The following is a 23,038-nucleotide window of genomic DNA, read 5'->3' as shown; positions in this document are numbered from 1 at the left end:
CTGTCGCAGCCCTGCCGTGGGGCGGGGACACGGCGGAGTGTCCCCGCAGGACGAGCGCGCACCACCGCGTATGGCCGCGACATGCCGCACCGCGCGAGCCGAGGAGACACTCCGGCGGGGCACCGCCCCACACCACCCAGCCCCGCCGGCGATTGAGGCGCGGGGTCTGGGGCGGAGCCCCAGGACCACCGACCCGCCGGACCCCGGACCCGAAGGGCTACCGCGCCGCCCGCAGGGCCTCGGCCAGCACCCCCGGGGCCTCCGCCAGAGAGGGCCCGTACCAGGTCAGGTGGCGCCCGCTGACCAGCGCGGCAGGCAGCCCCGGGAAGGCCTCCGGCCCGTCCTCGGCGGTGAATCGGTACGGCTCGTCCGGCAGCACCACCAGATCGCAGCCGGCCGCGGCGAGTTCCTCCACCGGCACCCGCGGGTACCGCTCCGCATGGGCGGCGTAGACGTTGCGCACGCCCAGCCGTGCCAGCAGGTCCCCGGCAAAGGTGTCCCGGCCCAGCACCATCCACGGCCGCCGCCAGATCGGCACGAAGGCGGTGAGCGGGCCGGCCGGCTGCACCCCGGCCCACGCACGCTCCGCGTCCGCCAGCCACCCCGGCCTCGACAGCCCCAGCGCCCCCACCAGCACCCGGTCCAGCTCCCGCAGCGCCTGCGGCAGGTCCCGGACCTCGGTGACCAGCACCTCCACACCGGCCGCGCGCAGCGCCGCCAGGTCGGGGGCCCGGTTCTCCTCCTCGTTGGCGATCACCAGGTCCGGCCGGAGCTCCGCGATCCGCCGTACGTCGGGGTTCTTCGTCCCCCCGATCCGCACCGCGTCGCCGAGGTCCCCCGGGTGCGTGCACCAGTCGGTGACCCCGACCAGCAGCCCCGGCGCGCTCACGGCCACGGCCTCGGTCAGCGAGGGCACCAGCGAGACGACCCGCCGCACGTCGCTCAGTGTCCCGGCGACGGGGGCTCGGAGGTCGCGTGGATGTGCTCGCCCACCGCGACGACCAGGATCCGGGTCTCCTCGGTGACCGCCCGCCAGCGGTGCCGCACGCCGCCGGACAGGAACAGCGCGTCCCCGCTCTCCAGCCGGTACGCCCTTCCCTCCGCTTCGACCTGGCAGGCACCCTCGACCACGTACATCAGTTCGTCGTTGCGGTGCTGGTACTCGCGTCCGGCGTCCTGGTCCCCGGTGAACTCCATCGCGTGCAGCTGGTGGTGACCGCGTACCAGGGGCCGCACGCCCGGGAACGGAGTGAGCCCGGAGGCGTCACCGGCCCGTACGAGGTCCACCGTGCGCGCGGTGTCGGAGGCGGCCAGCAGCTCGACGGCCGTGGTCTCCAGCGCGTCCGCGACCCGCTCCAGGGAGCGCATGCTGGGCCGGGCCCGCTCGTTCTCTATCTGACTCAGGAAGGGCACCGACAGGCCGCTGCGCGCCGACACGGCGGCCAGCGTGAGATGGAGCGCGCGGCGCCGCTTGCGCACGGCCACGCCCACCCGGAGCGGCTCCTTGCCGTCCTTGTCCTTGCTCTTGTCGTCCCTGTCGTTCAGCTTGCCGTCCATGCCATCGCTGCCGTCGGTGCCGTCCCTGTCGTTCATGTCGGGGCTGCCCTCCCCATGTCTGTCGCACATCGGTGTGCTGTAAGCACCTTACGCAGCAACCGCCTCCGGTTTCGCGTGCACGGCTCTTCCCGTACACATGCGCTCACTGTCCGTCGCGGCGCGGACCGTCCGGGCGGCCCGGACCTCCGCCGGGGTGCGTTGCGGCATCATCGACTCCGTGACGACACGACGCCTGATGCTCCTGGACACCGCCTCCCTCTACTACCGCGCCTACTTCGGTGTGCCGGACTCGGTGAAGGCCCCCGACGGCACCCCGGTCAACGCCGTGCGCGGGCTGCTCGACTTCATCGGCCGGCTCGTCCAGGACCACCGGCCGGACGATCTGGTGGCGTGCATGGACGCCGACTGGCGGCCTCACTGGCGGGTGGAGCTGATCCCCTCCTACAAGGCGCACCGGGTGGCCGAGGAGACCGAGACCGGCCCCGACGTGGAGGAGACCCCGGACACGCTCGCCCCGCAGGTGCCGATCATCGAGGCGGCGCTGGACGCGTTCGGCATCGCCCGGGTCGGGGTCGCCGGGTACGAGGCGGACGACGTGATCGGCACGCTCACCGCCCGCGCGAGCGGCCCGGTGGACATCGTCACCGGCGACCGGGACCTGTACCAGCTGGTGGACGACGCCCGGCAGCGGCGGGTGCTGTATCCGCTCAAGGGCGTGGGCACCCTGCAGGTGACCGACGAGGCGTGGCTCCGCGAGAAGTACGGGGTGGACGGCCCCGGTTACGCGGATCTGGCACTGCTGCGCGGCGACCCGAGCGACGGCCTGCCGGGCGTCCCCGGAATCGGCGAGAAGACGGCCGCCAAACTCCTGGACGCCTACGGCACCCTGGCCGGGATCATCGCGGCGATCGACGACCCGAAGTCGAAGCTGACGCCGACCCAGCGCAAGAGGCTGGACGAGTCCCGGCCCTATCTGGCGGTGGCGCCGAAGGTGGTCCAGGTGGCCTCCGACGTGCCGCTTCCGGCGTTCGACCCGACCCGTCCGACGGCCCCGGCGCAGCCCGAACTGGTGGATGCGCTAGCCCATCGGTGGGGTCTGGGGGGCGCAGTCGCTCGGCTGAGCAGTGCGCTGCGCCCATGAGGTGATAACTTAGGTAAGGCTAAGTTTCATGGAGTCAGGGGAGTCACCGTGGCAGAAGGACGCGCCCGCACCGTCGGCACCGCCGTCGTCGTACGCACCGAGCGGCTTTCGCCGCACATGGTGCGGCTCGTGCTGGGCGGTGAGGGCCTCCGGGAGTTCGGCGCGGGCGAGTACACCGACCATTACGTCAAGCTGCTGTTCGCCCCGGCGGGGGTCAGCTACCCCGCGCCGTGGGACCTGGACCGGATCCGCGCAGATTTCCCCCGCGCGCAGTGGCCGCGCCAGCGCGCGTACACGGTACGGAGCTGGGACCCCGCGCACCTGGAGCTGACCCTCGACTTCGTGGTCCACGGCGACGAGGGCCTGGCCGGCCCCTGGGCGGCGCGGGTGCAACCGGGCGAGCTCGTACGCTTCCTCGGCCCGGGCGGCGCCTACGCCCCGGACCCTGCGGCCGGCTGGCACCTCCTGGTGGGCGACGAGAGCGCCCTTCCGGCGATCGCCGCCGCGATGGAGCGGATGCCGGCGGGCGCACGGGTCCACGCCATCGTCGAGATCGACGGTCCGGCCGACGAGCTGAAGGTCGCCACCCCGGACGGCATCGTCCCGATCTGGCTGCACCGCGGCGACCGCCCGGTGGGCGAGGCCCTGGTGGAGGCCGTCACCGCCATGGAGTTCCCCTCCGCGGACGTCCACGCGTTCGTCCACGGCGAGGCCGGCTTCGTCAAGGACCTGCGCCGCCACCTGCGCATGGAGCGCGGCGTCCCGCGCGAGCGCCTGTCGATCTCGGGCTACTGGCGCCTGGGCGAGACGGACGAGGGCTGGCGTGCGATCAAGCGCGACTGGAACGCCTCGGTCGAGGCCGAACAGGAACACCGCGCTGCCGCCTAAAGGTTTCCCCACGCCGGCGGACCCGTCCCCGCCGGCGTCTCCTTCGAGCCCCGCCGGCGTGTGAGGCGCGGGCGTCCGGGGGCAGCGCCCCCGGCAACGGCGCCGCGCGCTCCACGGCTCCCGGCAGGACAATGACCCCATGCGTACGCTCCCGTCGCTCGGGGCAGCAGGGGCCGCGGTCCTCCTGGCCGCGACGGCCGTGGCCGCAGCCACGACCGCACCCACCCCGCCCCCCACCCCGACGCCCCAGATCACGGACGCCGCCGTCGACAAGGCCGTCGCCCGCCTCGACCGCACCGTCGAGGACATGATGCGCCGCACCGGGGTCCCCGGTGTGTCCGTGGCCGTGGTCCACGACGACAAGGTCGTCCACATCAAGGGCTACGGGCTCCGCAGGACCGGCGAGAGCGCGAAGGTCGGCCCCGACACCGTCTTCCAGATCGCCTCGCTGTCCAAGCCCGTCTCCTCCACGGTCGTGGCCGGCACCCTCACCGATCCCCAGGAGTGGGACGACCGCACCGTCCTGCCCGGGTTCTCCCTGAAGGACCCCTGGGTCAGCGACCACGTCACCACCGCCGACCTGTTCTCCCACCGCAGCGGTCTCCCCGACCACGCCGGCGACCTCCTCGAAGACCTCGGCTACGACCAGGCGTACATCCTGGACCACCTGCGCCTGGAGCCCCTCGGCCCGTTCCGGGCGAGCTACGCCTACACCAACTTCGGGTTCACCGCGGCCGCCGAGGCCGTCGCCCGCGCCAAGGGCACCAGCTGGCAGAAGCTCAGCGCCGACACCCTCTTCAAGCCCGCCGGCATGACCCGTACCAGCACCGAGTTCTCCGCTTTCGCCAACTCCCCCGACCACGCCGCCACCCACGTCAAGAACGCCGACGGCACCTGGAGCCCGCGCTTCGTCCGCGACCCGGACGCCCAGGCCCCGGCCGGCGGGGTCAGCTCCACCGCCACGGACATGGCCCGCTGGCTGCGGCTGCAGCTGGCCGGCGGCACCCTGGACGGGAAGCGGATCATCCCGGCGGATACCCTCACCCGCACCCACGTGCCCGCGATCGTGTCGCAGCCGACCAACGCCGTCGGCACCACCAGCTTCTACGGCCTCGGCTGGAACGTCGGCTACGACGGTGCCGGCCGCGTGCGTCTGAGCCACTCCGGCGCCTTCGAACTCGGCGCCAACACCAACGTCACCATGCTCCCGCTGGAGCGGCTCGGCATCGTCGTCCTGACCAACGGCGCCCCGGTCGGCCTGCCCGACGCCGTGGCCCTGGACTTCTTCGACTACGCCGAGCACGGCAAGGTCTCCACCGACTGGCTCGCCCTGGCCGCCTCCGCCTACGCGGCCGCTCTCGAACCCCCGGACGGGTCGACCACCGACTACGCCCACCCGCCCACCGGAGCGCAGCCGGCCCGGGACAGCGCCGCGTACACCGGAACCTACGACAACCCCTACTACGGCAAGGCCACCGTGACCGCCGACGACAACGGCGCGCTCACCCTCGCCCTCGGCCCCGAGCCCCTGCGCTTCCCGCTGACCCACTACGCCGGGGACACCTTCAGCTTCATGACCGCGGGCGAGAACGCGGTCGGCCGCACCGGTGCGATCTTCGCCGACGGCACCCTGCGCATCGAATACCTCGACGCCGACCACCTGGGCACTTTCACCCGGCGATAGCCGCATAGCCTGTTCCCCGATGAGACGCAGAGCCCAGCCACCCCCCTCGCCCCTCCCCCAGCGCGCCGGCATCGACCCGGTCCGGCTGCGGCTCCCGCCCGACCCGGACGGGACATGGCCGGATCTCGGCGACTACCTCGCGGCGCGCTACGCCGGCACCCGCGGCGCCGACTCGGTCGCCCGCCTGCTGGCCGCGGGCCGGGTGCTGGGCCCCGGCGGGCGGGTCCTGCGCGCGCGGGACCCGTACGAGCCGGGCGCCTATCTGTGGTTCCACCGGGACATGGAGCCGGAGCCGCGGGTGCCGTTCCCGATCTCCGTCGTCCACCGCGACGCGCACCTGCTGGTCGTGGACAAGCCGCACTTCCTGGCCACCACCCCGCGCGGCTCTCACATCACCGAGACCGCCCTGGCCCGGCTCCGTGCGGAGCTGGACCTGCCCGGCCTCAGCCCCGCGCACCGGCTGGACCGGCTGACGGCGGGACTGGTGATGTTCAGCGTCCGGCCGGAGGACCGCGGCGCCTACCAGCTGCTCTTCCAGCGGCGCGAGGTGCACAAGGAGTACGAGGCGCTCGCACCGCACGACCCGGAACTCGCCCGCACCCTCCCGCGCACGGTCCGCAGCCGGATCGAGAAGGCCCGCGGGGTCATCGCGGCGGTCGAGGTGCCCGGCGGCGAGCCCAACGCCGAGAGCCTGGTCGAATGTGTCGAGGCCCGGGGCGGACTGGCCCGCTACCGGCTGACCCCGCGCACCGGCCGCACCCACCAGCTGCGGGTGCACATGAACAGCCTGGGTCTGCCCATCCTCGGCGACCCGGTGTATCCGCAGGTCACCGACCCGGCCCCGGACGACTACCGCAGGCCGCTGCAACTCCTGGCCCGGGTACTGGCGTTCACCGACCCGGTGACCGGGCACCCGCACCGCTTCGACAGCGGCCGCACCCTCCAGGCGTGGGACGACCGCGCGGGCTGGGAGGCCGGAACCGGCGGTTAGACCGGCGGTTGGACCGGCGGCCCGTCAGTCCGGCGGGCCGACGCCCGCGATCCGCAGCGCCGCGTCCGCGGTGGCCTCCGCGAAGGCCGTCACGGCCCGCTCCGGATCCGTGCGGTGGATCAGCATGACGCCTTCGATGAGCCCGAAGACGAGGTCTCCCCGGAGCGTCAGCCCCGCCTTGTCCCCGGCCAGTTCGGCGCCGACGCGGGTCCCCGCGAGCAGCACCCGGTAGGCGTCCTTGAGTTCCCCGCGCATCCGGCGGAACCGCGTGAAGCGCGAACCGCCCAGCTCGGGCAGCAGGTAGAGCGCCCCCAGGTTGTACGGCCCGCCGCACAGCAGCAGCACGTCGGAGCGGCACAGCTCCCACAGCCGCCGTGCGGCGCACCGCCCGTCGTCCGCGAGCAGCTGCCGGGCCAGCACCAGCGAGGGTGCGACCGTGGACTCCAGCAGTTCGGCGAGGAGTTCCTCCTTGCCGGCGAAGTAGTGGTACATCGTGGCCTGGCGCATCCCGGCCCGTTCGGCGACGGCCCGCGTGGTGGTCGCCGCGTATCCCTGGGCGGTGAACAACTCAGCCGCCGCACAGAGGAGTTCCTCGCGCGGCGGCCGGCCGCTGTCCGGTCTCAGCCGGTCGGCACGTGGCCGACCGACCCGTCTCGGACCATCGTCCGCTCCCCCACTCATGGAATCGATCGTCGCACAGGGCACGCCGATTCGATCATGGCAAGAGATCAGATCAAGCCATCCCCACTCTCGGAGGAAGCCCCAAAACCGCCTAGCCGACCGAGCTGTAGGCCACTACACCCCGAAGCAGCGCGTCCACGGCCTTGCGGGCATTGCGCGCCACCGTGCTCCCGCTGTCACCGGAGGCCGCCGGAGCCGCCGCCGCGACCTGCCCGAGCACATCGATGACCTGCTTGCACCAGCGCACGAAGTCACCGGCCGGCATCTCCGCCTCGCGCAGCACCTCGTCCAGGCTCTTGTCGGAGGCCCACTGGTACGCCGCCCACGCGAAGCCGAGGTCCGGCTCGCGCTGGCCCACGCCCTCCGCCTGGTTGATGCGGTGCTCCTCCTCCAGCGCGTCGAGGCGGCCCCAGATCCGGACCATCTCGCCCAGCGCCTCCTTCGCCGCGCCGCCGGGCACCTTCGGTGCGACCGCGTCGTCCGACTGGCGCGCCTCGAAGACCAACGCCGAGACGCAGGCGGCCAGTTCGGCGGGGCTGAGCCCCTCCCACACCTTGGCCCGCAGGCATTCGGAGGCCAGCAGGTCCAGCTCCCCGTACAGCCGGGCGAGCCGCTTGCCGTGCACGGTGACCTCGTCCTCGCGCAGGTAGTCCAGCTCGGTCAGCAGCGCGTGGATCCGGTCGAAGGTGCGGGCGATGGTGTTCGTCCGGCCCTCGATCCGCCGCTCCAGCTGCTGGGTGTCCCGCTTGAGCCGGTGGTAGCGCTCCGCCCAGCGGGCGTGGTCCTCGCGCTCGTCACAGCCGTGGCAGGGATGCGCCCGCAGCTCACTGCGCAGCCGGGCGATCTCACGGTCGTCGGCGGCCGCGGCCCGGCCGCGGGAGCGCCGCTCGGGAGTGATGTGCCCGGCCTTGGTCCGCAGCTGGGACGCCAGGTCCCGGCGGGACTGCGGCGAGCGCGCGTTGAAGGTCTTGGGGATCCGCATCCGGTCGAGCGCCTCGACCGGGACCGGGAAGTCGATCGCGGCGAGCCGCTTGACCTGCCGTTCGGCGGTGAGCACCAGCGGGCGCGGACCCTCGGCGTACTCGTGCCCGCGGTGCCCGTTGACCCGCCCGGCCGGCACGCCCGGGTCCAGGACCAGCGCCAGCCCGGCGAACTTGCCCGTCGGCACGTGGATGATGTCGCCCGGCTTGAGCTTCTCCAGCGAACTGGCCGCCTGCACCCGGCGCTGGGCGGCGCCCTGCTTGGCCAGGTCCGTCTCGCGGTCCTTGAGGTCACGGCGCAGCTGCGCGTACTCCTCGAAGTTCCCCAGGTGGCAGGTCATGCCCTCCTGGTAGCCCTCCAGGCCCTCCTCGTTGCGCTGCACCTGCCGGGAGATCCCGACGACCGAGCGGTCGGCCTGGAACTGCGCGAAGGAGGTCTCCAGGAGCTCGCGCGAGCGGTGCCGCCCGAACTGGCTGACCAGGTTCACGGCCATGTTGTACGAGGGCTTGAAGCTGGAACGCAGCGGATACGTACGGGTACCCGCGAGGCCGGCGAGCCCCGCCGGGTCCATGCCGCGCTGCCAGAGCACCACCGCGTGGCCCTCGACGTCGATGCCGCGGCGCCCGGCCCGGCCGGTCAGCTGCGTGTACTCGCCGGGGGTGATGTCGGCATGCTGCTCGCCGTTCCACTTGACCAGCTTCTCCAGGATCACCGTGCGCGCGGGCATGTTGATGCCCAGCGCCAGGGTCTCCGTGGCGAAGACGGCCTTCACCAGGCCGCGTACGAAGAGCTCTTCCACGACCTCCTTGAAGGTGGGCAGCATGCCCGCGTGGTGCGCGGCGATGCCCCGCTCCAGCCCTTCGAGCCACTCGTAGTACCCCAGGACGTGCAGGTCCTCGGTGGGGATGGAGGCGGTCCGCGCCTCGACGAGCTCGCGCACCCTGAGCCGCGCGGACTCGTCGTTGAGCCGCAGGCCCGCGTACAGGCACTGCTGGACGGCGGCCTCGCAGCCGGCCCGGCTGAAGATGAAGTTGATGGCGGGCAGCAGCCCGTCGTTGTCGAGGCGTGCGATGACCTCGGGGCGCGACGGGGTCCAGATCCGGCCGCGGGAGCGCCGCTCGCGCTCGCGGTCGGCCTCGCGGACCATCTTGCCGCGCCGCCGGTCCTTCGGACTGTAGGTGCGGCTGTTCTCCTCGCGCGCCATGCGCAGCAGATCGGGATTGACCTCGCGGCGCGCGGAGCCGCGGCCGCCGTGGTCGGACTCCTCCTCGAAGAGGTCGTAGATGCGGCGGCCGGCCATGACGTGCTGCCACAGCGGTACGGGCCGCTCCTCGGAGACGATCACTTCGGTGTCCCCGCGCACGGTGTCCAGCCAGTCGCCGAACTCCTCGGCGTTGGACACGGTGGCCGACAGGGAGACCAGGGTCACCGACTCGGGGAGGTGGATGATCACTTCCTCCCAGACGGCCCCGCGGAACCGGTCGGAGAGGTAGTGGACCTCGTCCATCACGACGTAGCCGAGGCCGAGCAGCGACTGCGAGCCCGCGTACAGCATGTTGCGGAGCACCTCGGTGGTCATCACGACCACCGGCGCCTCGGAGTTGACGCTGTTGTCACCCGTCAGCAGGCCCACCTTGTCGGCACCGTAGCGCTTGACGAGGTCGGCGTACTTCTGGTTCGACAGTGCCTTGATCGGCGTCGTGTAGAAGCACTTGCGGCCCTGCTGGAGGGCCAGGTGCACGGCGAACTCGCCGACGATGGTCTTGCCCGAGCCGGTCGGGGCGGCGACGAGGACGCCTTTGCCGGCCTCCAGCGCCTTGCAGGCTTCGACCTGATACGGGTCCAGATCGAATTCGTACATCTCGCGGAAGGGGGCCAGGGCAGAGGCCTCTTCGGCGGCGCGGATCCGGGCAGCGGCGTACCGCTCGGCGGGTGAGAGTTCTTCGGTCATCTTGCTGTCGAGCCTACCCGCCACCTCCGACAACAGTCGCGATCATTTAAGTGAGCAGCCGGACCGCCCGGGGAACGCACTCCGCGGTCACCGGCAGCACTCCCAGCGGCTCGCCGTCCGCGTACGCGCCCAGGCCCGCCGCCTCCAGGGTGATCTTCCTGGCCCGGTGGACGGTCACCTTCGGATGGCCGAGGTGGCGTCCCTTGTAGACCTGCGGGAACACCTTGAGCAGGGTGGCCCGGCTGCAGTCGCCGACCACCGTGACGTCGAAGAGTCCGTCGTCGGGGACGGCGCCCGCGCAGATGCGCATGCCCCCGCCGTAGGTGGATCCGTTGCCGACGGCCACCAGCGTGGCCTCGGTCTCGATCACGGGCCCGTCGTCCAGGGTGATCCGGTACGGGAACGGCCGGAAGGCGGCCAGCTCCGCGATCATCGCCAGGTCGTACTTGAACCGGCCGGCCGGCAGCCTCATCCGGTTGCCCCGGTCGTTGACCCGCGAGTCGAAGCCGGAGCACAGCACCGTCCCGAACCACTTCTCGTAGTCGGCGCCGCCCACCCGGCCCAGGTCGATCTCCCGTATCCGGCTCTCCTTGAGGGCTTCGGCGGCCATCTGCCCGGCCCGCGCCGGCTCCCGTACGGGCAGCCCCGTCGCGCGCGCGAAATCGTTGCCGGTGCCCACCGCGACCACCCCGAGCGGCACCGGCGTCCCCGCCAGGGCCTGGAGCGCCAGGGAGACCATCCCGTCACCGCCCACCGCGATCACCGCACCGGTGCCCTCACGGACGGCGGCCGTCAGCCGGGCCAGCGCGTCCGGCGCGTCGGCGCCCACCACGGTCCGTACGGAGAAACCGGCCGCCCGGACAGCCGAAGCGGCCGGCTGCGCGGCGTGCGCGCCCCGGCCGCGTCCGGCTGTGGGATTGACGAAGAGGGTGACCTCGTGGCTCATCCACGGGAATGTACCGGAGCCCGTTCCCGGGCCCCGGCCGCCCCCGGGGACAGCTCCCGGCGGCAGCCGGGGGCGTACCCGTCAGGTGGCGTCGTCGTAACCGTTGATCCGCTGGCGGCCGCCGTCGGCCTGCTCGGGAAGCGCCGCGGGAGCCGGCACGGATTCCAGCTCGCCGACCGGCGACGGGGTGAGATCCAGCTGGGAGGCCTCGTCGTCGCTCAGATCCGCGTCGGGATCGTTGCGCCTGCGCCTGCGGTCGTTGAGGAGGCAGATGCCGAGCGCGGCGAAGTAGAGGGCCACGATGGGCACGGCCAGCGCGAGCATCGTCGGCGGGTCACCGGTGGGGGTCGCGAAGGCGGCGAAGATCGTGATGCCGAGGACCATGCCCCGCCACCAGCTCGCCAGTCGCTTGCCGGTGAGCACACCGGTGAAGTTCAGCAGGATCAGCAGCAGTGGCAGCTCGAAGGCCAGGCCGAACACGATCACCATGCGGGTGACCAGGTCGAGGTAGTCGTCGACCGGCAGCAGGTTGCGCGCGTGGTCGGGGGTGAACTCCAGCATGATCGTCGCGGTCTGCGGGAGGATCTTGTACGCGATCACCGCGCCGGTCATGAAGAGGGGCGCACCGACCGCGACGAAGCTCCGTGCGTACTTCTTCTCGTGACTGTGCAGCCCGGGCGCGGCGAACGCCCACAGCTGGTACAGCCACACCGGGGCGGACAGCACCACACCGGCCATCAGCGCGACCTTCAGGGCGATCGAGAACGCCGAGATCAGGCCGTTCACCGTCATGTCGGCGCAGGGGCGGCCGTTGCGCTGGGTCACCACACCGTCCGTACAGCCGACGGAGTCCAGCATCGGCTTCAACAGGAAGTTGATGATCTCCCGGTAGAAGAACGCGGCGACGATCGTGATCACCACGATCGCCAGGACCGACTTCAGCAGGCGGTTTCGAAGCTCACGCAGGTGCTCGACGAGAGGCATGCGCCCTTCGGCGTCCTTCGCCTGTCGTTCCTTCTTCTCCTGCTTGCGGGCAGACTTGAGCAACCCACGTCCCTTGTCTCGTTGCAGATGACTGGCGTGTACGGCGGGTGTCAGCCCTGGGCGGTGCGGTTCGGCTCGCCGACCGGACGCGAGCTGCTGACGTCACCCGGAGCGGCCTGGATGGTACGCGGGGCGACGGGCTGGGCGGACTGGTCCGCGGGTGCGGCGGTGGCGGCGTCGTCGCTCTCGCCGTCCTTCTTCATGGCCTTGGCCTCGCTCTTGAGGATGCGGGCCGACTTGCCGAGGGAGCGGGCCATGTCGGGAAGCTTCTTGGCGCCGAACAGCAGGATGATGAGTCCGACGATGACGAGGATTTCCCAACCCCTGAAGTTGCCCATAGGTATCTTCCTTCTTCTCCGAGGTTCACAGCACGCCGGACGGGCGCCTAGGACTTGCTCTACCGAGGATCGTAACCCCAGGGGGTTAACGCCCGGCAATCCCCGGGGGTCCTCCCGCTTGCACTCGGGCAGGTTCGCAATGCCCCGGACATGCACATTCGTCCTGCTGCTAGGTACGTACGCCGTGTCCGGCCCGGGCCAGGTCGACGGCCGCCCGCTCAAGATCCGCGGAGGCGTCGGTGATCCGGCGGCTGGCCTGCGCCACCTGGGAGGCCAGTCTGCGCACCTCCACGTACACCCGCACCGCGAGCACGGCGAGCACGGCCACTCCGAGGAAACCCAGGGCAATTGCGAACATCGGCCACAGCATGGGGCGAGCCTAGGCCACCCGCCCCGTCAGATGCTGCGCAGGGTGCTCACGCCGCCACCGGTGAGCAGCTCCACGATCCGCTCCCCGGCGGGTTTGCGTACGGCGGCACCACATTCAGGACAGGTGAAGGAATAGAAAGTGGTCCGCCGGCTACCGCCGATGGCCAGCCGCAGGGCGCCCGCGTCCAGCTCGAAGCGGGCGCGGCAGTCGGGACAGGAGGCCTTGAAGGCGACGGGCCCGGACGTAGGCGACATCGACCGCGCTCCCCTCAGACCTGTTCCCCGTACCCCGCCAGCGCCTCCCGGGCCGCGCTGCGCGCGCTGTCGGCCAGCTCGGCCGGGGCCACGATCCGGCCCTCACGGCCCAGCCGCAGCGCCAGCCGGCGCAGCGAGGCCGGGTCCGGGCTGCGCAGGGTGATCCGCAGACCGCCTCCGGCCAGCTCCTCCGCACTGTCGTGCGGGTAGTACTCGGCGACCCAGCGCCCGCCCGGCCCCACCTCGACCACGACCTCCGGGTCCTCGGCGGCCGGCTGGACCAGGCCCTCGGACAGGTCGCGCGGCTCGATGGCGGGCGGCTCGGCCCGCTCGTCCAGCAGCCGGATCTCCGCGACCCGGTCGAGGCGGAAGGTGCGCCGGGCCTCCGAGAGGTGGCACCAGCCCTCCATGTACGTGTGCCCCACCGCGAAGAGCCGGATGGGGTCGACCGTGCGCTCGGTGAGCTCGTCCCGCGCCGGCGAGTAGTAGCGCAGCCACAGCCGCCGGCGCTCCGCGATGGCCCGGTCGACGTCCGCGAAGACCCCGCCTTCGGATTCGAAGGTCACCGACAGCCGGGAGCTGGCCCCGGCCACCTCGCCGGCGGCCGCCTCCAGCTTGGCCGTGGCCCGCAGCAGGGCGTCCCGGTCGCTCTCGCGCAGCCCGGGCAGGGTGGCCACCGCGCGCGCGGCCACCAGCAGCGCGGTCGCCTCGTCGGCGGCCAGCCGCAGCGGCTCGGCGGTGGACTCCCCGGAGGCGTCGGGGTTGCGCCACCAGATGCGCTCCCCGTCGGTGTCGATGTCGAGCAGGTCCCCGCCCCGGAAACTCGTCCCGCACATGGGCAGCACGTCGAGGTCCGAGATCAGCTCGTCCTCGGTGATCCCGAAGGCGCGCGCGACGTCCGCGACGTGCGCACCGGGGCGCTCGCGCAGGTAGGTCACCAGGGACAGCATCCGGCGGGTCTGGTCGATGGCGTTGGCAGCCATGCTGGTAGGTCTCCCCCTCAGGGCACATCTGTGGATGTCGCTCGTGTGGAACGGTGCGGCCGAGGATCGGCCGCCGGGCCCGCGGTTCCGCGGGCCCCGGGATCGGCCCCGGTCAGGCCCCGGCCACGGCCCGCAGCCGGTCCACCACGTCCGCCCGCAGGTCGGCGGGACCGACCACGACGACGTCGGGCCCGAACTCCACCAGCCAGGCGTCCAGCCCGTGCCCGTACGGGATCTCCAGCTCGTCCCAGCCGTCCCCGCCCTCGCGCACCGCGGTGGCCTTGGCCCGCAGCGGGTAGCCCGCCCCGGCCCGCAGCCGGATCAGCGCGCTGCGGTCCGCGCTCTCCCCGGCCCAGCTCGCCACGGTCTCCCGTACGGTCACCACGTCCGGCACCTCGGCCGTGTACTTCGCGGCCCGGGAGCGGACCTTGCCGGTGATCCGGGAGAGCCGGAACACCCGCTCCGCCCCGCGGTCGCGGTCGTAGCCGGCCAGGTACCAGTGGCCGCGCCAGCACTCCAGCGCCCAGGGCTCGACCTGCCGGGTCTCGGGGCTGGCGGCGGTGGACTTGCGGTAGTCGAAGACCACCGGCCGGCGGTCCCGGCAGGCCAGCATCAGCGGCTCGAAGGCCGCCTCGTGGACCGGGATGCGCGGCTCGATCGCGCTGTGCTGCCCCGCGTACGGGTCCTCCGCCTCGGGCATCCCGCCCGCGCGCAGCTTCTGCAGGGCCCCGCTGGCGGCCCCCGCCAGCCGCGCCTGCTGCCAGACCTTGGCCGCCAGCCCCAGGGCGGCGGCCTCCTCGGCGTCCAGCGAGACGGGAGGCAGCCGGTTGCTGTCCCGGCGGGCCAGATAGCCGGTCTCGCCGTCCAGGTTCTCCACCGTCTCGATGACGAGGCCGAGTTCACGCAGGTCGTCCTTGTCCCGCTCGAACATGCGGTTGAAGGACTCGTCGTTGCCTGCCTCCATGTAGGCCTCGATGGAACCGCGCAACTCCCGCTTGCTGAGCGGTCGGCGGGTCCCCAGCAGACACAGCGCCAGATTCATCAGCCGCTCGGCCTTGGCAATCGCCATCGACGCCCTTCCGCCCTTCTCCGCCTGCACATCCGTCGGACCGTCACACGGGCCGCGACCCGACACGGACGGACCCATTGACCGTTGACCGTACCGCCCCGGCGCGCCCGGGCAAAAAGCGAGGGGCCCCCGCCGGACGGCGGGGGCCCCTCGACCGATCGCGGAGGTCCGGATCAGCCGACCTTGACCAGGTCGCAGACGAAGATCAGCGTCTCGCCCGGGGCGATCGCACCGCCCGCGCCACGGTCGCCGTAGGCGAGGTGGGCGGGGATGACCAGCTTGCGGCGGCCGCCGACCTTCATGCCCTGGACACCCTGGTCCCAGCCGGCGATGACCTGACCGATGCCGAGCTGGAACTGCAGCGCGGAGCCGCGGTTCCAGGAAGCGTCGAACTCCTCGCCGGTGGAGAAGGCCACACCCACGTAGTGGACGGAGACCCGGTCGCCCTTCTTGGCCTCGGCGCCGTCGCCCAGCCAGATGTCCTCGATCACGAGGTCCTTGGGGGCCTCGCCCTCGGGGAAGTCGATCTCGGGCTTCTGGAGGTCACTCACGGAACTTCTCCTCATACGTACGAAACGGTCAACCGGAACAGTCTTACATCACCGCGAGGATGTCGAGGCTGAAGACCAGCGTCGACTTCGCCGGGATGGTGCCCTGCTCCTTGTCACCGAAGGCCTGGTCCGGCGGGATGACCAGCAGGATGCGGCTGCCGGCCTTCTTGCCGACGATGCCGTCCTTCAGACCCTTGACCGAAAGCTCACCCAGCGGCCAGGTGACCGTCTGGTCGCTGGTGTAGGTGCTCTCGAAGGACTTGTCGTCCTTCCACGTCTTGCCGTTGAACTTGACGACGACGCTGTCGGTGTCCTTCACGACCGCGCCGTCACCCTCCAGGACGTAGTCCGAGACCAGCTTGGCGGGCTCGGCGGTGTCCTTCGGGACGGTCACGGAGACTTCCTTGCCGTCCGTGTTCGTGCCGACCTTGGGCAGGTCCTTGTTGTCCTGGGCGACTTCCTTGCCCGTGGCCGAGGCCGGGACGGTCGCGCCCTTGACGATGTCCACGACGAAGACCAGCGTGGCGTTCGGCTTGATCTTTTCGCCCGAGCCCTGGGCCCCGTAGCCGAGCTCCGGCGGGATCACCAGCTCGACACGGCTGCCGACCTTCTGACCCTCCAGGCCCTGGTCCCAGCCCTTGATGACGGCGCCGGCGCCGATCGTCACGTCGAACGGCGCGGGCCGCCCGAAGCTCTGGTCGAACGGCTCCTTGCCGTCCCACACCTGGCCGAGGTAGTTGACCTGCGCGATGTCGTTCTTCTTGAGCACCTGCCCGTCGCCCTCGCTGATGGTCACCACCTTGAGTTGCTTGGGCGGCGCGCCCTTCCCCTTCGACAGGGTGGGCGTCTCCCCGAAGGCGGCACCCTTGGTGATCGCGGGGGCCCCGTTCTTCATCTGGGCGGAGTCGGAGCCGCTGTCGTCGCCACACGCTGCGGTCGTCAGCAGCAGCAGGGGTACGACAAGCAGGCCGGCAAGTCGGCGCACGTGTTCCTCAGATCTCAGACGGCAAAGCGGTCGCTCGCCACTCTAAGCCGTGCACAGGGCCCCGTACGAGAGACGTACGAGGCCCTGGCGAGGAGTGCGATGTCACACTGCGGTCACTCTGCGGGTCCTACATGCCCGCGATCAGCTTCTCCACCCGGTCGTCCACCGACCGGAACGGGTCCTTGCACAGCACCGTCCGCTGCGCCTGGTCATTCAGCTTCAGGTGCACCCAGTCGACCGTGAAGTCCCGCCGCTGCTCCTGCGCCCGGCGGATGAAGTCCCCGCGCAACCGGGCCCGCGTCGTCTGCGGGGGCACCGACTTGCCCTCGAAGATCTTCAGGTCGTTGCAGATCCGCGCCGCCTGCCCCTTGCGCTCCAGCAGGTAGTACAGCCCGCGCCGGCGGTGGATGTCGTGATACGCGAGGTCTATCTGAGCCACCCGCGGATTCGACATGGTCATGTTGTGCTTGGCCCGGTACCGCTCGATCAGCTGGTACTTCATGACCCAGTCGATCTCGGTCCCGATCCGGTCCAGGTCCTCCGCGTCGATCGCGTCGAGCGTGCGACCCCACAGCTCCAGCACCTGGTCCACCACGCCGGTACGGATCCCCCGGCGCTCGGCGAAGTCCACCGCCTTGTCGTAGTACTCCCGCTGGATCTCCAGCGCCGAGGCCTCCCGGCCGCTCGCGAGGCGCACCTTGCGCTGACCCGTGATGTCGTGGCTGACCTCACGGATCGCCCGGATCGGGTTCTCCAGGGTCAGGTCCCGCATCACCGTGCCCGCCTCGATCATGCGCAGCACCAGGTCGGTGGCCCCGACCTTGAGCAGCATGGTCGTCTCGGACATGTTCGAGTCACCCACGATGACGTGCAGCCTGCGGTAGCGCTCGGCGTCCGCGTGCGGCTCGTCCCGGGTGTTGATGATCGGCCGCGAACGGGTCGTGGCAGAGCTGACGCCCTCCCAGATGTGCTCGGCCCGCTGACTCACGCAGTAGACCGCACCCCGCGGCGTCTGCAGCACCTTGCCGGCACCGCAGATCAGCTGCCGCGTGACAAGGAACGGAATGAGAATGTCCGCCAGGCGGGAGAATTCCCCGTGCCGGGCCACCAGGTAGTTCTCGTGGCAGCCGTACGAGTTGCCCGCCGAGTCGGTGTTGTTCTTGAAGAGATAGACGTCGCCCGCGATTCCCTCCTCGTGCAGGCGGCGTTCGGCGTCGACGAGCAGACCTTCGAGAATGCGCTCGCCTGCTTTGTCGTGAGTGACCAGCTCGGTCACGTTGTCACATTCGGGAGTTGCATATTCCGGATGCGAACCCACGTCGAGGTACAGGCGGGCGCCGTTCCGCAGGAAGACATTGCTGCTGCGGCCCCATGACACAACACGGCGGAAGAGGTAGCGCGCCACTTCGTCAGGAGACAGTCGGCGCTGTCCCCTGAACGTGCACGTGACGCCGTACTCGTTCTCCAGCCCGAAAATGCGGCGGTCCATGACTGAACATTACGCCTTCTGCCCTCTTCTGAAACCGGGTTCGGGAGCGCCGTTTCGATCAGCCCCCCGCAGCGGGCCGATCGACGCCCCGATCACGGCCCGATCGGCCCATCCGGCACACCCACCGATCAGGACGCCGACGGCACCTGCGACGGCACGCCGGAAGAGCCCTCCGACACACCGTCGGACGAACCCGCCACCGCGCGACTGCGCCCGCCCGTTGCCAGCACCCGCTGAGTGACCATCAGAACCAGCAGCGCCGAAAAGCCCGCCACGCCCGCCACACCGAAACCCGCCGCCGTACCCCCCAGCTCCACCGCCGGACCCGCCGCCGCCGTACCGATCGCCGCACCCACCCCGAAGAACGTCACCAGCCACGAGAACGCCTCCGTCACCGTGCCCGCCGGAGCATGCCGGTCCACCACGATGAACGCACACGCCAGCGCGGGCGCCAGGAACACGCCCGACAGCGCCGACAGCGCCGTCATCGCCACCGCACCCGGAACCAGCATCAACGGCAGGTAGCAGACCGCCAGCAGCGCCACCAGCAGCCGCAGCCGCCGCTCGGGCGCACCCGCCCACTGCCGCGCCCCGTAGAACACACCACCGATCAGCGCACCCAGCCCCAGCGCCGCCATCAGCCAGCCGTACACCGCCTGACCGCCGTGATCATCCGCGTACGCCACACCCGCCACCGTGATCGAACCCAGCGCCATGCCCACGAAGAAGAACGCACCCAGCAGCGCCAGCAGCCCACGCGAACGCAGCGCCCCCAGCCAGTGCGCCTCCCGCGGCGCCGAACGCCACTTCCGGGACGGCTCACTGACCACCACGGACAGCGCACCCAGCACACCGATCGCGTTCAGCGCCAGCAGCGCCCCCGCCGGCGACCACATCGCCACGAACAGCGTCACCAGCAGCGGACCGACGGTGAACATGACCTCCTGGGCCACCGCGTCCATCGCGTACGCCGCGTGCACCTTCTCCTCACGACCGCCCAGCACCCCCGGCCACAGCGCCCGCAGCCCGCCCTCCAGCGGCGGCGTGAACAGCCCCGCGACCACCACCGCCGCGTACGCGGCCACCGCCGACCCCGTACCCGCGAGCGCCAGCCACACCATGCCCAGCGCCGAGACCAGCGCGGCCGGCAGCTGCACACGCGGCTGCCCGAACAGGTCCACGGCCCGCCCCAGCAACGGCTGACCCACCGCGTTCGCCAGCCCGTACACGGCGGCCAGCGCCCCCGCCAGGCTGTAGCTGCCGCCCTCGGCACGCGTGAACAGCACGATCGCGATCGGCCCCGTGGCATTGGGCAGCCGGCCCACGAGCGTGCCCACCAGCAGCCTCGCGGCGTGCCTGGTCCTCAGCAGCTCCGCGTATCCCGCGGCCATGTCCGCCCCCTTCTGCCCGGATCCAGCCGGGGAGTACATCAAGTAATACGTATAACGTGACCGGTCATACGTACCATGGCCGCAGTCCGCCGGTCCACCCCGCAGACCCACCCACACCCCCGACCTCGCACTTCAGGAGCACCCTGTGACGAGACCCACCAGCCGCGACGTGGCCACCGCCGCCGGGGTCTCCCAGGCCACCGTCTCCCTCGTCCTCGGCGACAAATGGCCCGGACGCGTCTCCGAACGCACCGCCACCCACGTCCGCGAAACCGCCACCCGCCTCGGCTACCGCCCCAACCTCGCCGCCCGCAACCTCCGCCTCGGCACCACCCGCACCGCCCTCCTCGTCGTCCCCGCCCTCACCAACGAATTCTTCGCCCGCGTCTACACCGGAGCCGCCCGCGTCGCCGCCGAACACGGCTTCGGCGTCGTCCTCTACCCCTCCCCCGACGGCACCGGCCCCGCCCGCAACCCCTTCGCCTCCGCCCGCGCCGCCCTCGACGGAGTCATCGCCTCCTCCATGGCCGCCCACACCCTCGACGCCATCGGCGGCAACACCCTCCCCCTCGTCATGCTCGACAGCGACCCCGCCGCCGACACCGCCGCCGCCCACGTCAACCTCGCCATGGCCGACGGCATGCGCCAGGTCACCGAACACCTCCTCACCCACGGCCACCGCCGCTTCCTCCACCTCGCCTCCGCCGTCGACTCCTGGACCTTCGACACCCGCGCCGAAGCCCTCACCGCCCTCCTGGGCCCCGACACCGAGCTGCGCACCGTACGGGCCCCCCTCACCGTCGACGCCGCCCGCACCGCCATGGAGACCGCCCTGGCCACCCCCCAGGACCGACCCACCGCCATCGTCTGCGACGACGACATCCTCGCCGCCGGCGCCTGCAAGGCCGCCCGCCGCCTCGGCCTGCGCATCCCCGAGGACCTCTCCGTCACCGGCTTCGACGACCTCGCCCTCGCCACCGCCGTCGAACCCGAACTCACCACCGTCCACCTCCCCGCCGAACGCGTCGGCGAACAAGGCATGACCGCCCTCCTCGCCGTCCTCGAAGGCACCCCCTGGACCGCCCCCGACATCGCCGTCCGCCTCGTCGTCCGCGACTCCACGGGCCCCGCCCCGGCCCCGTAGCCGGCCGGACACGACGAAGCCCCGGCCCGCCGACAATGGCGAACCGGGGCCCCGCACACACGGCGACTACTCGGCGTCGTCCTCCGGCGCCTCGTCGTTCGACACGGCATCGGCCTGCACCGCCGCCGTCACATCCGCCTCCAGCAACCGCGCCAGCTGCCGGCCCCGGATCCGCTTGAACTTGCGCTGCTGCGCCCGCGTACGGTCCAGCACCGCGACCTCCAGCCGCTCCGCCGGAATCGTCTTGTCCGCACCGTTGGCCTGGCTGGACAGCGCCTGCACCGCCAGCTTCAACGCCTCCGACAACGTCATCCCGTCCTGGTGACGCTGATCCAGGAAGGTACTGATCTGCTCGGCATTGCCACCGACCGCGACCGAACCGTGCTCGTCCACGATCGACCCGTCGTGCGGCAGCCGGTAGATCTGGTCACCCGCGGCCGTCGCACCGACCTCCGCGACCACCAGCTCCACCTCGTACGGCTTCTCACCCGCAGAGGAGAAGATCGTGCCGAGCGTCTGCGCGTAGACGTTCGCCAGCCCACGGGCCGTCACATCGTCACGGTCGTAGGTGTAACCGCGCAGATCCGCGTACCGCACACCACCGATCCGCAGGTTCTCGTACTCGTTGTACTTACCGGCGGCCGCGAAGCCGATCCGGTCGTAGATCTCGCTGAACTTGTGCAGCGCACGGGACGGGTTCTCGCCGACGAACACGATGCCGTCGGCATACTGCAGCACGACCAGGCTGCGACCGCGGGCGATGCCCTTGCGGGCGTATTCCGCCCGGTCGGCCATGGCCTGCTGGGGTGACACATAGAACGGAGTCGACACCGGCTGTCCGTCCCTTTCTTCTGGGCTCCTACGGGGCGACGGATGGTCAGAGCAGGGCGGCGCGCGGGCCGTCGGGCTGCTCCAGCCGACGGTTGGTGACCGTACGGGCGAGCTCCTGCGACTCGTCGTCGGTCAGCCTGCGGAACCCCTCGTCCGTGATCACGGTGACGATCGGGTAGATGTGGCGGTACAGGTCCGGCCCACCGGTCGCCGAGTCGTCGTCGGCGGCGTCGTACAGCGCCTGGACGACCAGGGTGGTGGCCTGCTCCTCCGTCAGATCGGGACGGTAGAGCTTCTTCATCGAGCCCCGGGCGAAGATCGAACCGGAACCGGTGGCGGCGTAGCCGTGCTCCTCGGAGCGGCCGCCGGTCACGTCGTAGGAGAAGATCCGGCCCTTCTCCTTGGCCTCGTCGAAGCCCGCGAACAGCGGCACGACGGCCAGGCCCTGCATGGCCATCCCCAGATTGCTCCGGATCATGGTGGAGAGCCGGTTGGCCTTGCCCTCCAGGGAAAGGGTCGTCCCCTCCACCTTCTCGAAGTGCTCCAGCTCCAGCTGGAACAGCTTCACCATCTCCACGGCCAGGCCGGCCGTACCGGCGATACCGACGGCGGAGTACTCGTCGGCGGGGAACACCTTCTCGATGTCCCGCTGCGCGATCATGTTCCCCATGGTCGCCCGCCGGTCACCGGCGAGGACCACCCCGCCGGGGAAGGTGGCGGCGACGATGGTCGTCCCGTGCGGCGCCTCGATGACACCCTCCGGCAGCTTGCGGTTGCCGGGCAGCATCTCGGGCGAGTGCGCGCCCAGGAAGTCCATGAAGGACGACGACCCCGGCGTCAGGAAGGCTGCCGGTAGACGCCCTGTGCTACGAGTGTTGGCTTCCACGCGTTCCCTCCAGATACTCAGCGGCCCGACGCATGCGTTCGGGGTCTTCCTTGAACAGGCCTACGCCCACATTGCAGTTCAAGCAAAGTACGCCTCGGACCCTACCCGTCTTGTGGCAATGATCCACATGAACGGCCGGAGCCCGAAGGCAGAGGTAGCAGACCCCTCCCTGAGCTGCGATGATCGCGTCTCGCACAGCCTCAGTGATGCCGTACGAACGCTTGAGATGGTGCGCTCGGCCCTCGACGGCTCGGCACGCTTTGCAGCGCGTTGACAAGCCGTCGGAGGCCGTTCTGTTTCGATCCCATTCGGAGTGCGGCTTAATCTCCCCACATCGGCGGCAGTGCTTATGCCCGGGTGGAGCCGCAACCAAGGGGCGAACCTTCTGCCCCTTGGCCAGCTGACGCTCCTGGTGATACTCCGCCGCGCATGGCCTGCAATAGCACTGCAAGCCATCTCGCGCTGCACGGTTGGCCGCGAATGCCTCGCGAGGCTTCTCTGCGCCACAGCGAGGACACCGCTTCACAGCCCCTGTCACCCAACCTCTCCCTGGGGCCAATCACCTTCAATTCGAAGGTGAAATCACTCTCCACCCTTTTGAACGAAGGACCGCACGAAGTCCTCGGCGTTCTCCTCGAGCACATCATCGATTTCATCGAGTACGGAGTCGACGTCGTCGGAGAGCTTTTCCTGGCGCTCCTTGAGGTCGGTCGATTCCTCGACCGCCGCCTCCTCGACCTCCTCGGTCGAGCGCGTCGCCTTCTGCTGTCCGCCGCCGGTGTCCTTGGTCGCCATGTCTACCTCACCCCGCTCGGTTCGCACGCTCATGTCGAGAGACCCCGGGATTCGGGATCTCTCAAGATCAGACCCTACGTCGGACCCT

Annotated in this window: 24 protein-coding genes; 5 read left to right on the top strand and 19 right to left on the bottom strand. The window is 71.0% G+C overall.

Going from position 1 to position 23,038, the window contains the following annotated elements; translation table 11 throughout:
- Positions 1-217 precede the first annotated feature (217 nt).
- A complete protein-coding gene (locus KO717_RS28765; RefSeq protein ID WP_301374833.1) occupies positions 218-946 on the bottom strand; it encodes a helical backbone metal receptor in 729 nt (242 codons plus the stop codon).
- Positions 943-1,557 (bottom strand): helix-turn-helix domain-containing protein, encoded by a 615-nt coding sequence (locus KO717_RS28760; RefSeq protein ID WP_051880574.1) that lies wholly within the window; start codon positions 1,555-1,557, stop codon positions 943-945. The genes KO717_RS28765 and KO717_RS28760 overlap by 4 nt, the downstream gene beginning before the upstream one ends.
- Before the next feature lie 235 nt (positions 1,558-1,792).
- Here KO717_RS28760 and KO717_RS28755 point away from each other — a divergent pair, with 235 nt between their 5' ends.
- From KO717_RS28755 to KO717_RS28740, 4 genes are all read left to right on the top strand, one after another.
- On the top strand, positions 1,793-2,698 hold the full coding sequence (locus tag KO717_RS28755; protein WP_301374831.1) for a 5'-3' exonuclease: 906 nt from the start codon (positions 1,793-1,795) through the stop codon (positions 2,696-2,698).
- A gap of 48 nt (positions 2,699-2,746) precedes the next feature.
- On the top strand, positions 2,747-3,586 hold the full coding sequence (locus KO717_RS28750; protein ID WP_301372224.1) for a siderophore-interacting protein: 840 nt from the start codon (positions 2,747-2,749) through the stop codon (positions 3,584-3,586).
- A 139-nt stretch (positions 3,587-3,725) separates the two neighbouring features.
- Entirely contained in the window at positions 3,726-5,270 is a 1,545-nt protein-coding gene (locus KO717_RS28745; protein WP_301372223.1) for a serine hydrolase, read from the top strand.
- A 19-nt stretch (positions 5,271-5,289) separates the two neighbouring features.
- The gene (locus KO717_RS28740) at positions 5,290-6,261 is read left to right on the top strand and encodes an RluA family pseudouridine synthase (RefSeq protein WP_301372221.1); all 972 of its coding nucleotides are present in this window, start codon (positions 5,290-5,292) and stop codon (positions 6,259-6,261) included.
- A 24-nt stretch (positions 6,262-6,285) separates the two neighbouring features.
- Here KO717_RS28740 and KO717_RS28735 read toward each other — a convergent pair whose 3' ends face one another.
- The 13 genes from KO717_RS28735 to KO717_RS28675 all read right to left on the bottom strand — a co-directional run bounded on the left by KO717_RS28735 (position 6,286) and on the right by KO717_RS28675 (position 19,294).
- Positions 6,286-6,942: a TetR/AcrR family transcriptional regulator gene (locus KO717_RS28735; protein ID WP_301372219.1), complete on the bottom strand. Its 657-nt coding sequence runs from the start codon at positions 6,940-6,942 to the stop codon at positions 6,286-6,288.
- A 91-nt stretch (positions 6,943-7,033) separates the two neighbouring features.
- Entirely contained in the window at positions 7,034-9,874 is a 2,841-nt protein-coding gene (locus KO717_RS28730; protein ID WP_301372217.1) for a DEAD/DEAH box helicase, read from the bottom strand.
- A 46-nt stretch (positions 9,875-9,920) separates the two neighbouring features.
- The gene (locus tag KO717_RS28725) at positions 9,921-10,820 is read right to left on the bottom strand and encodes a diacylglycerol kinase (protein WP_301372215.1); all 900 of its coding nucleotides are present in this window, start codon (positions 10,818-10,820) and stop codon (positions 9,921-9,923) included.
- An 81-nt stretch (positions 10,821-10,901) separates the two neighbouring features.
- The gene (gene tatC / locus KO717_RS28720; protein WP_301372214.1) at positions 10,902-11,867 is read right to left on the bottom strand and encodes a twin-arginine translocase subunit TatC; all 966 of its coding nucleotides are present in this window, start codon (positions 11,865-11,867) and stop codon (positions 10,902-10,904) included.
- A 47-nt stretch (positions 11,868-11,914) separates the two neighbouring features.
- Positions 11,915-12,202, bottom strand: coding sequence for a Sec-independent protein translocase subunit TatA (gene tatA, locus KO717_RS28715; RefSeq protein ID WP_301372213.1), 288 nt, complete (start codon positions 12,200-12,202; stop codon positions 11,915-11,917).
- Between the two features lie 169 nt (positions 12,203-12,371).
- On the bottom strand, positions 12,372-12,572 hold the full coding sequence (locus tag KO717_RS28710; RefSeq protein ID WP_301372212.1) for a hypothetical protein: 201 nt from the start codon (positions 12,570-12,572) through the stop codon (positions 12,372-12,374).
- Positions 12,573-12,598: 26 nt separating this feature from the next.
- Positions 12,599-12,826, bottom strand: a complete 228-nt coding sequence (locus KO717_RS28705) for a hypothetical protein (RefSeq protein ID WP_030011077.1) — start codon at positions 12,824-12,826, stop codon at positions 12,599-12,601.
- Positions 12,827-12,840: 14 nt separating this feature from the next.
- Complete coding sequence (locus KO717_RS28700) at positions 12,841-13,809, bottom strand: helix-turn-helix transcriptional regulator (RefSeq protein ID WP_301372211.1); 969 nt, start codon at positions 13,807-13,809, stop codon at positions 12,841-12,843.
- A 112-nt stretch (positions 13,810-13,921) separates the two neighbouring features.
- A complete protein-coding gene (locus KO717_RS28695; RefSeq protein ID WP_301372210.1) occupies positions 13,922-14,878 on the bottom strand; it encodes a helix-turn-helix transcriptional regulator in 957 nt (318 codons plus the stop codon).
- A 173-nt stretch (positions 14,879-15,051) separates the two neighbouring features.
- Positions 15,052-15,444 carry an FKBP-type peptidyl-prolyl cis-trans isomerase gene (locus KO717_RS28690; RefSeq protein ID WP_301372209.1) on the bottom strand — a complete coding sequence of 131 codons (393 nt, stop codon included), beginning with the start codon at positions 15,442-15,444 and terminating at the stop codon, positions 15,052-15,054.
- 28 nt (positions 15,445-15,472) lie between these two features.
- Positions 15,473-16,414, bottom strand: a complete 942-nt coding sequence (locus KO717_RS28685) for an FKBP-type peptidyl-prolyl cis-trans isomerase (RefSeq protein ID WP_301372208.1) — start codon at positions 16,412-16,414, stop codon at positions 15,473-15,475.
- A gap of 127 nt (positions 16,415-16,541) precedes the next feature.
- The gene (gene pafA, locus KO717_RS28680) at positions 16,542-17,903 is read right to left on the bottom strand and encodes a Pup--protein ligase (RefSeq protein WP_030016332.1); all 1,362 of its coding nucleotides are present in this window, start codon (positions 17,901-17,903) and stop codon (positions 16,542-16,544) included.
- A 128-nt stretch (positions 17,904-18,031) separates the two neighbouring features.
- Complete coding sequence (locus KO717_RS28675) at positions 18,032-19,294, bottom strand: MFS transporter (RefSeq protein WP_301372206.1); 1,263 nt, start codon at positions 19,292-19,294, stop codon at positions 18,032-18,034.
- A 145-nt stretch (positions 19,295-19,439) separates the two neighbouring features.
- On the opposite strand from KO717_RS28675, the gene KO717_RS28670 reads away from it, so the two are divergent.
- Positions 19,440-20,438, top strand: coding sequence for a LacI family DNA-binding transcriptional regulator (locus KO717_RS28670; RefSeq protein WP_301372205.1), 999 nt, complete (start codon positions 19,440-19,442; stop codon positions 20,436-20,438).
- A gap of 66 nt (positions 20,439-20,504) precedes the next feature.
- Here KO717_RS28670 and prcA read toward each other — a convergent pair whose 3' ends face one another.
- The 4 genes from prcA to KO717_RS28650 all read right to left on the bottom strand — a co-directional run bounded on the left by prcA (position 20,505) and on the right by KO717_RS28650 (position 22,950).
- Entirely contained in the window at positions 20,505-21,269 is a 765-nt protein-coding gene (gene prcA / locus KO717_RS28665) for a proteasome subunit alpha (protein WP_301372204.1), read from the bottom strand.
- A gap of 46 nt (positions 21,270-21,315) precedes the next feature.
- A complete protein-coding gene (gene prcB, locus KO717_RS28660) occupies positions 21,316-22,155 on the bottom strand; it encodes a proteasome subunit beta (RefSeq protein WP_301372202.1) in 840 nt (279 codons plus the stop codon).
- A complete protein-coding gene (locus KO717_RS37380) occupies positions 22,136-22,351 on the bottom strand; it encodes an endonuclease VII domain-containing protein (RefSeq protein ID WP_367401548.1) in 216 nt (71 codons plus the stop codon). The genes prcB and KO717_RS37380 overlap by 20 nt, the downstream gene beginning before the upstream one ends.
- A 386-nt stretch (positions 22,352-22,737) precedes the next feature.
- Complete coding sequence (locus tag KO717_RS28650; RefSeq protein WP_030233608.1) at positions 22,738-22,950, bottom strand: ubiquitin-like protein Pup; 213 nt, start codon at positions 22,948-22,950, stop codon at positions 22,738-22,740.
- Between the last annotated feature and the right edge of the window lie 88 nt (positions 22,951-23,038).

The sequence above is a fragment of the Streptomyces xanthophaeus genome, assembly GCF_030440515.1.
Classification (GTDB): Bacteria; Actinomycetota; Actinomycetes; order Streptomycetales; family Streptomycetaceae; genus Streptomyces; species Streptomyces kutzneri.
The sequence above is the reverse complement of the archived record's forward strand: the minus strand, read 5'-3'. Positions and strand labels throughout refer to the sequence as shown.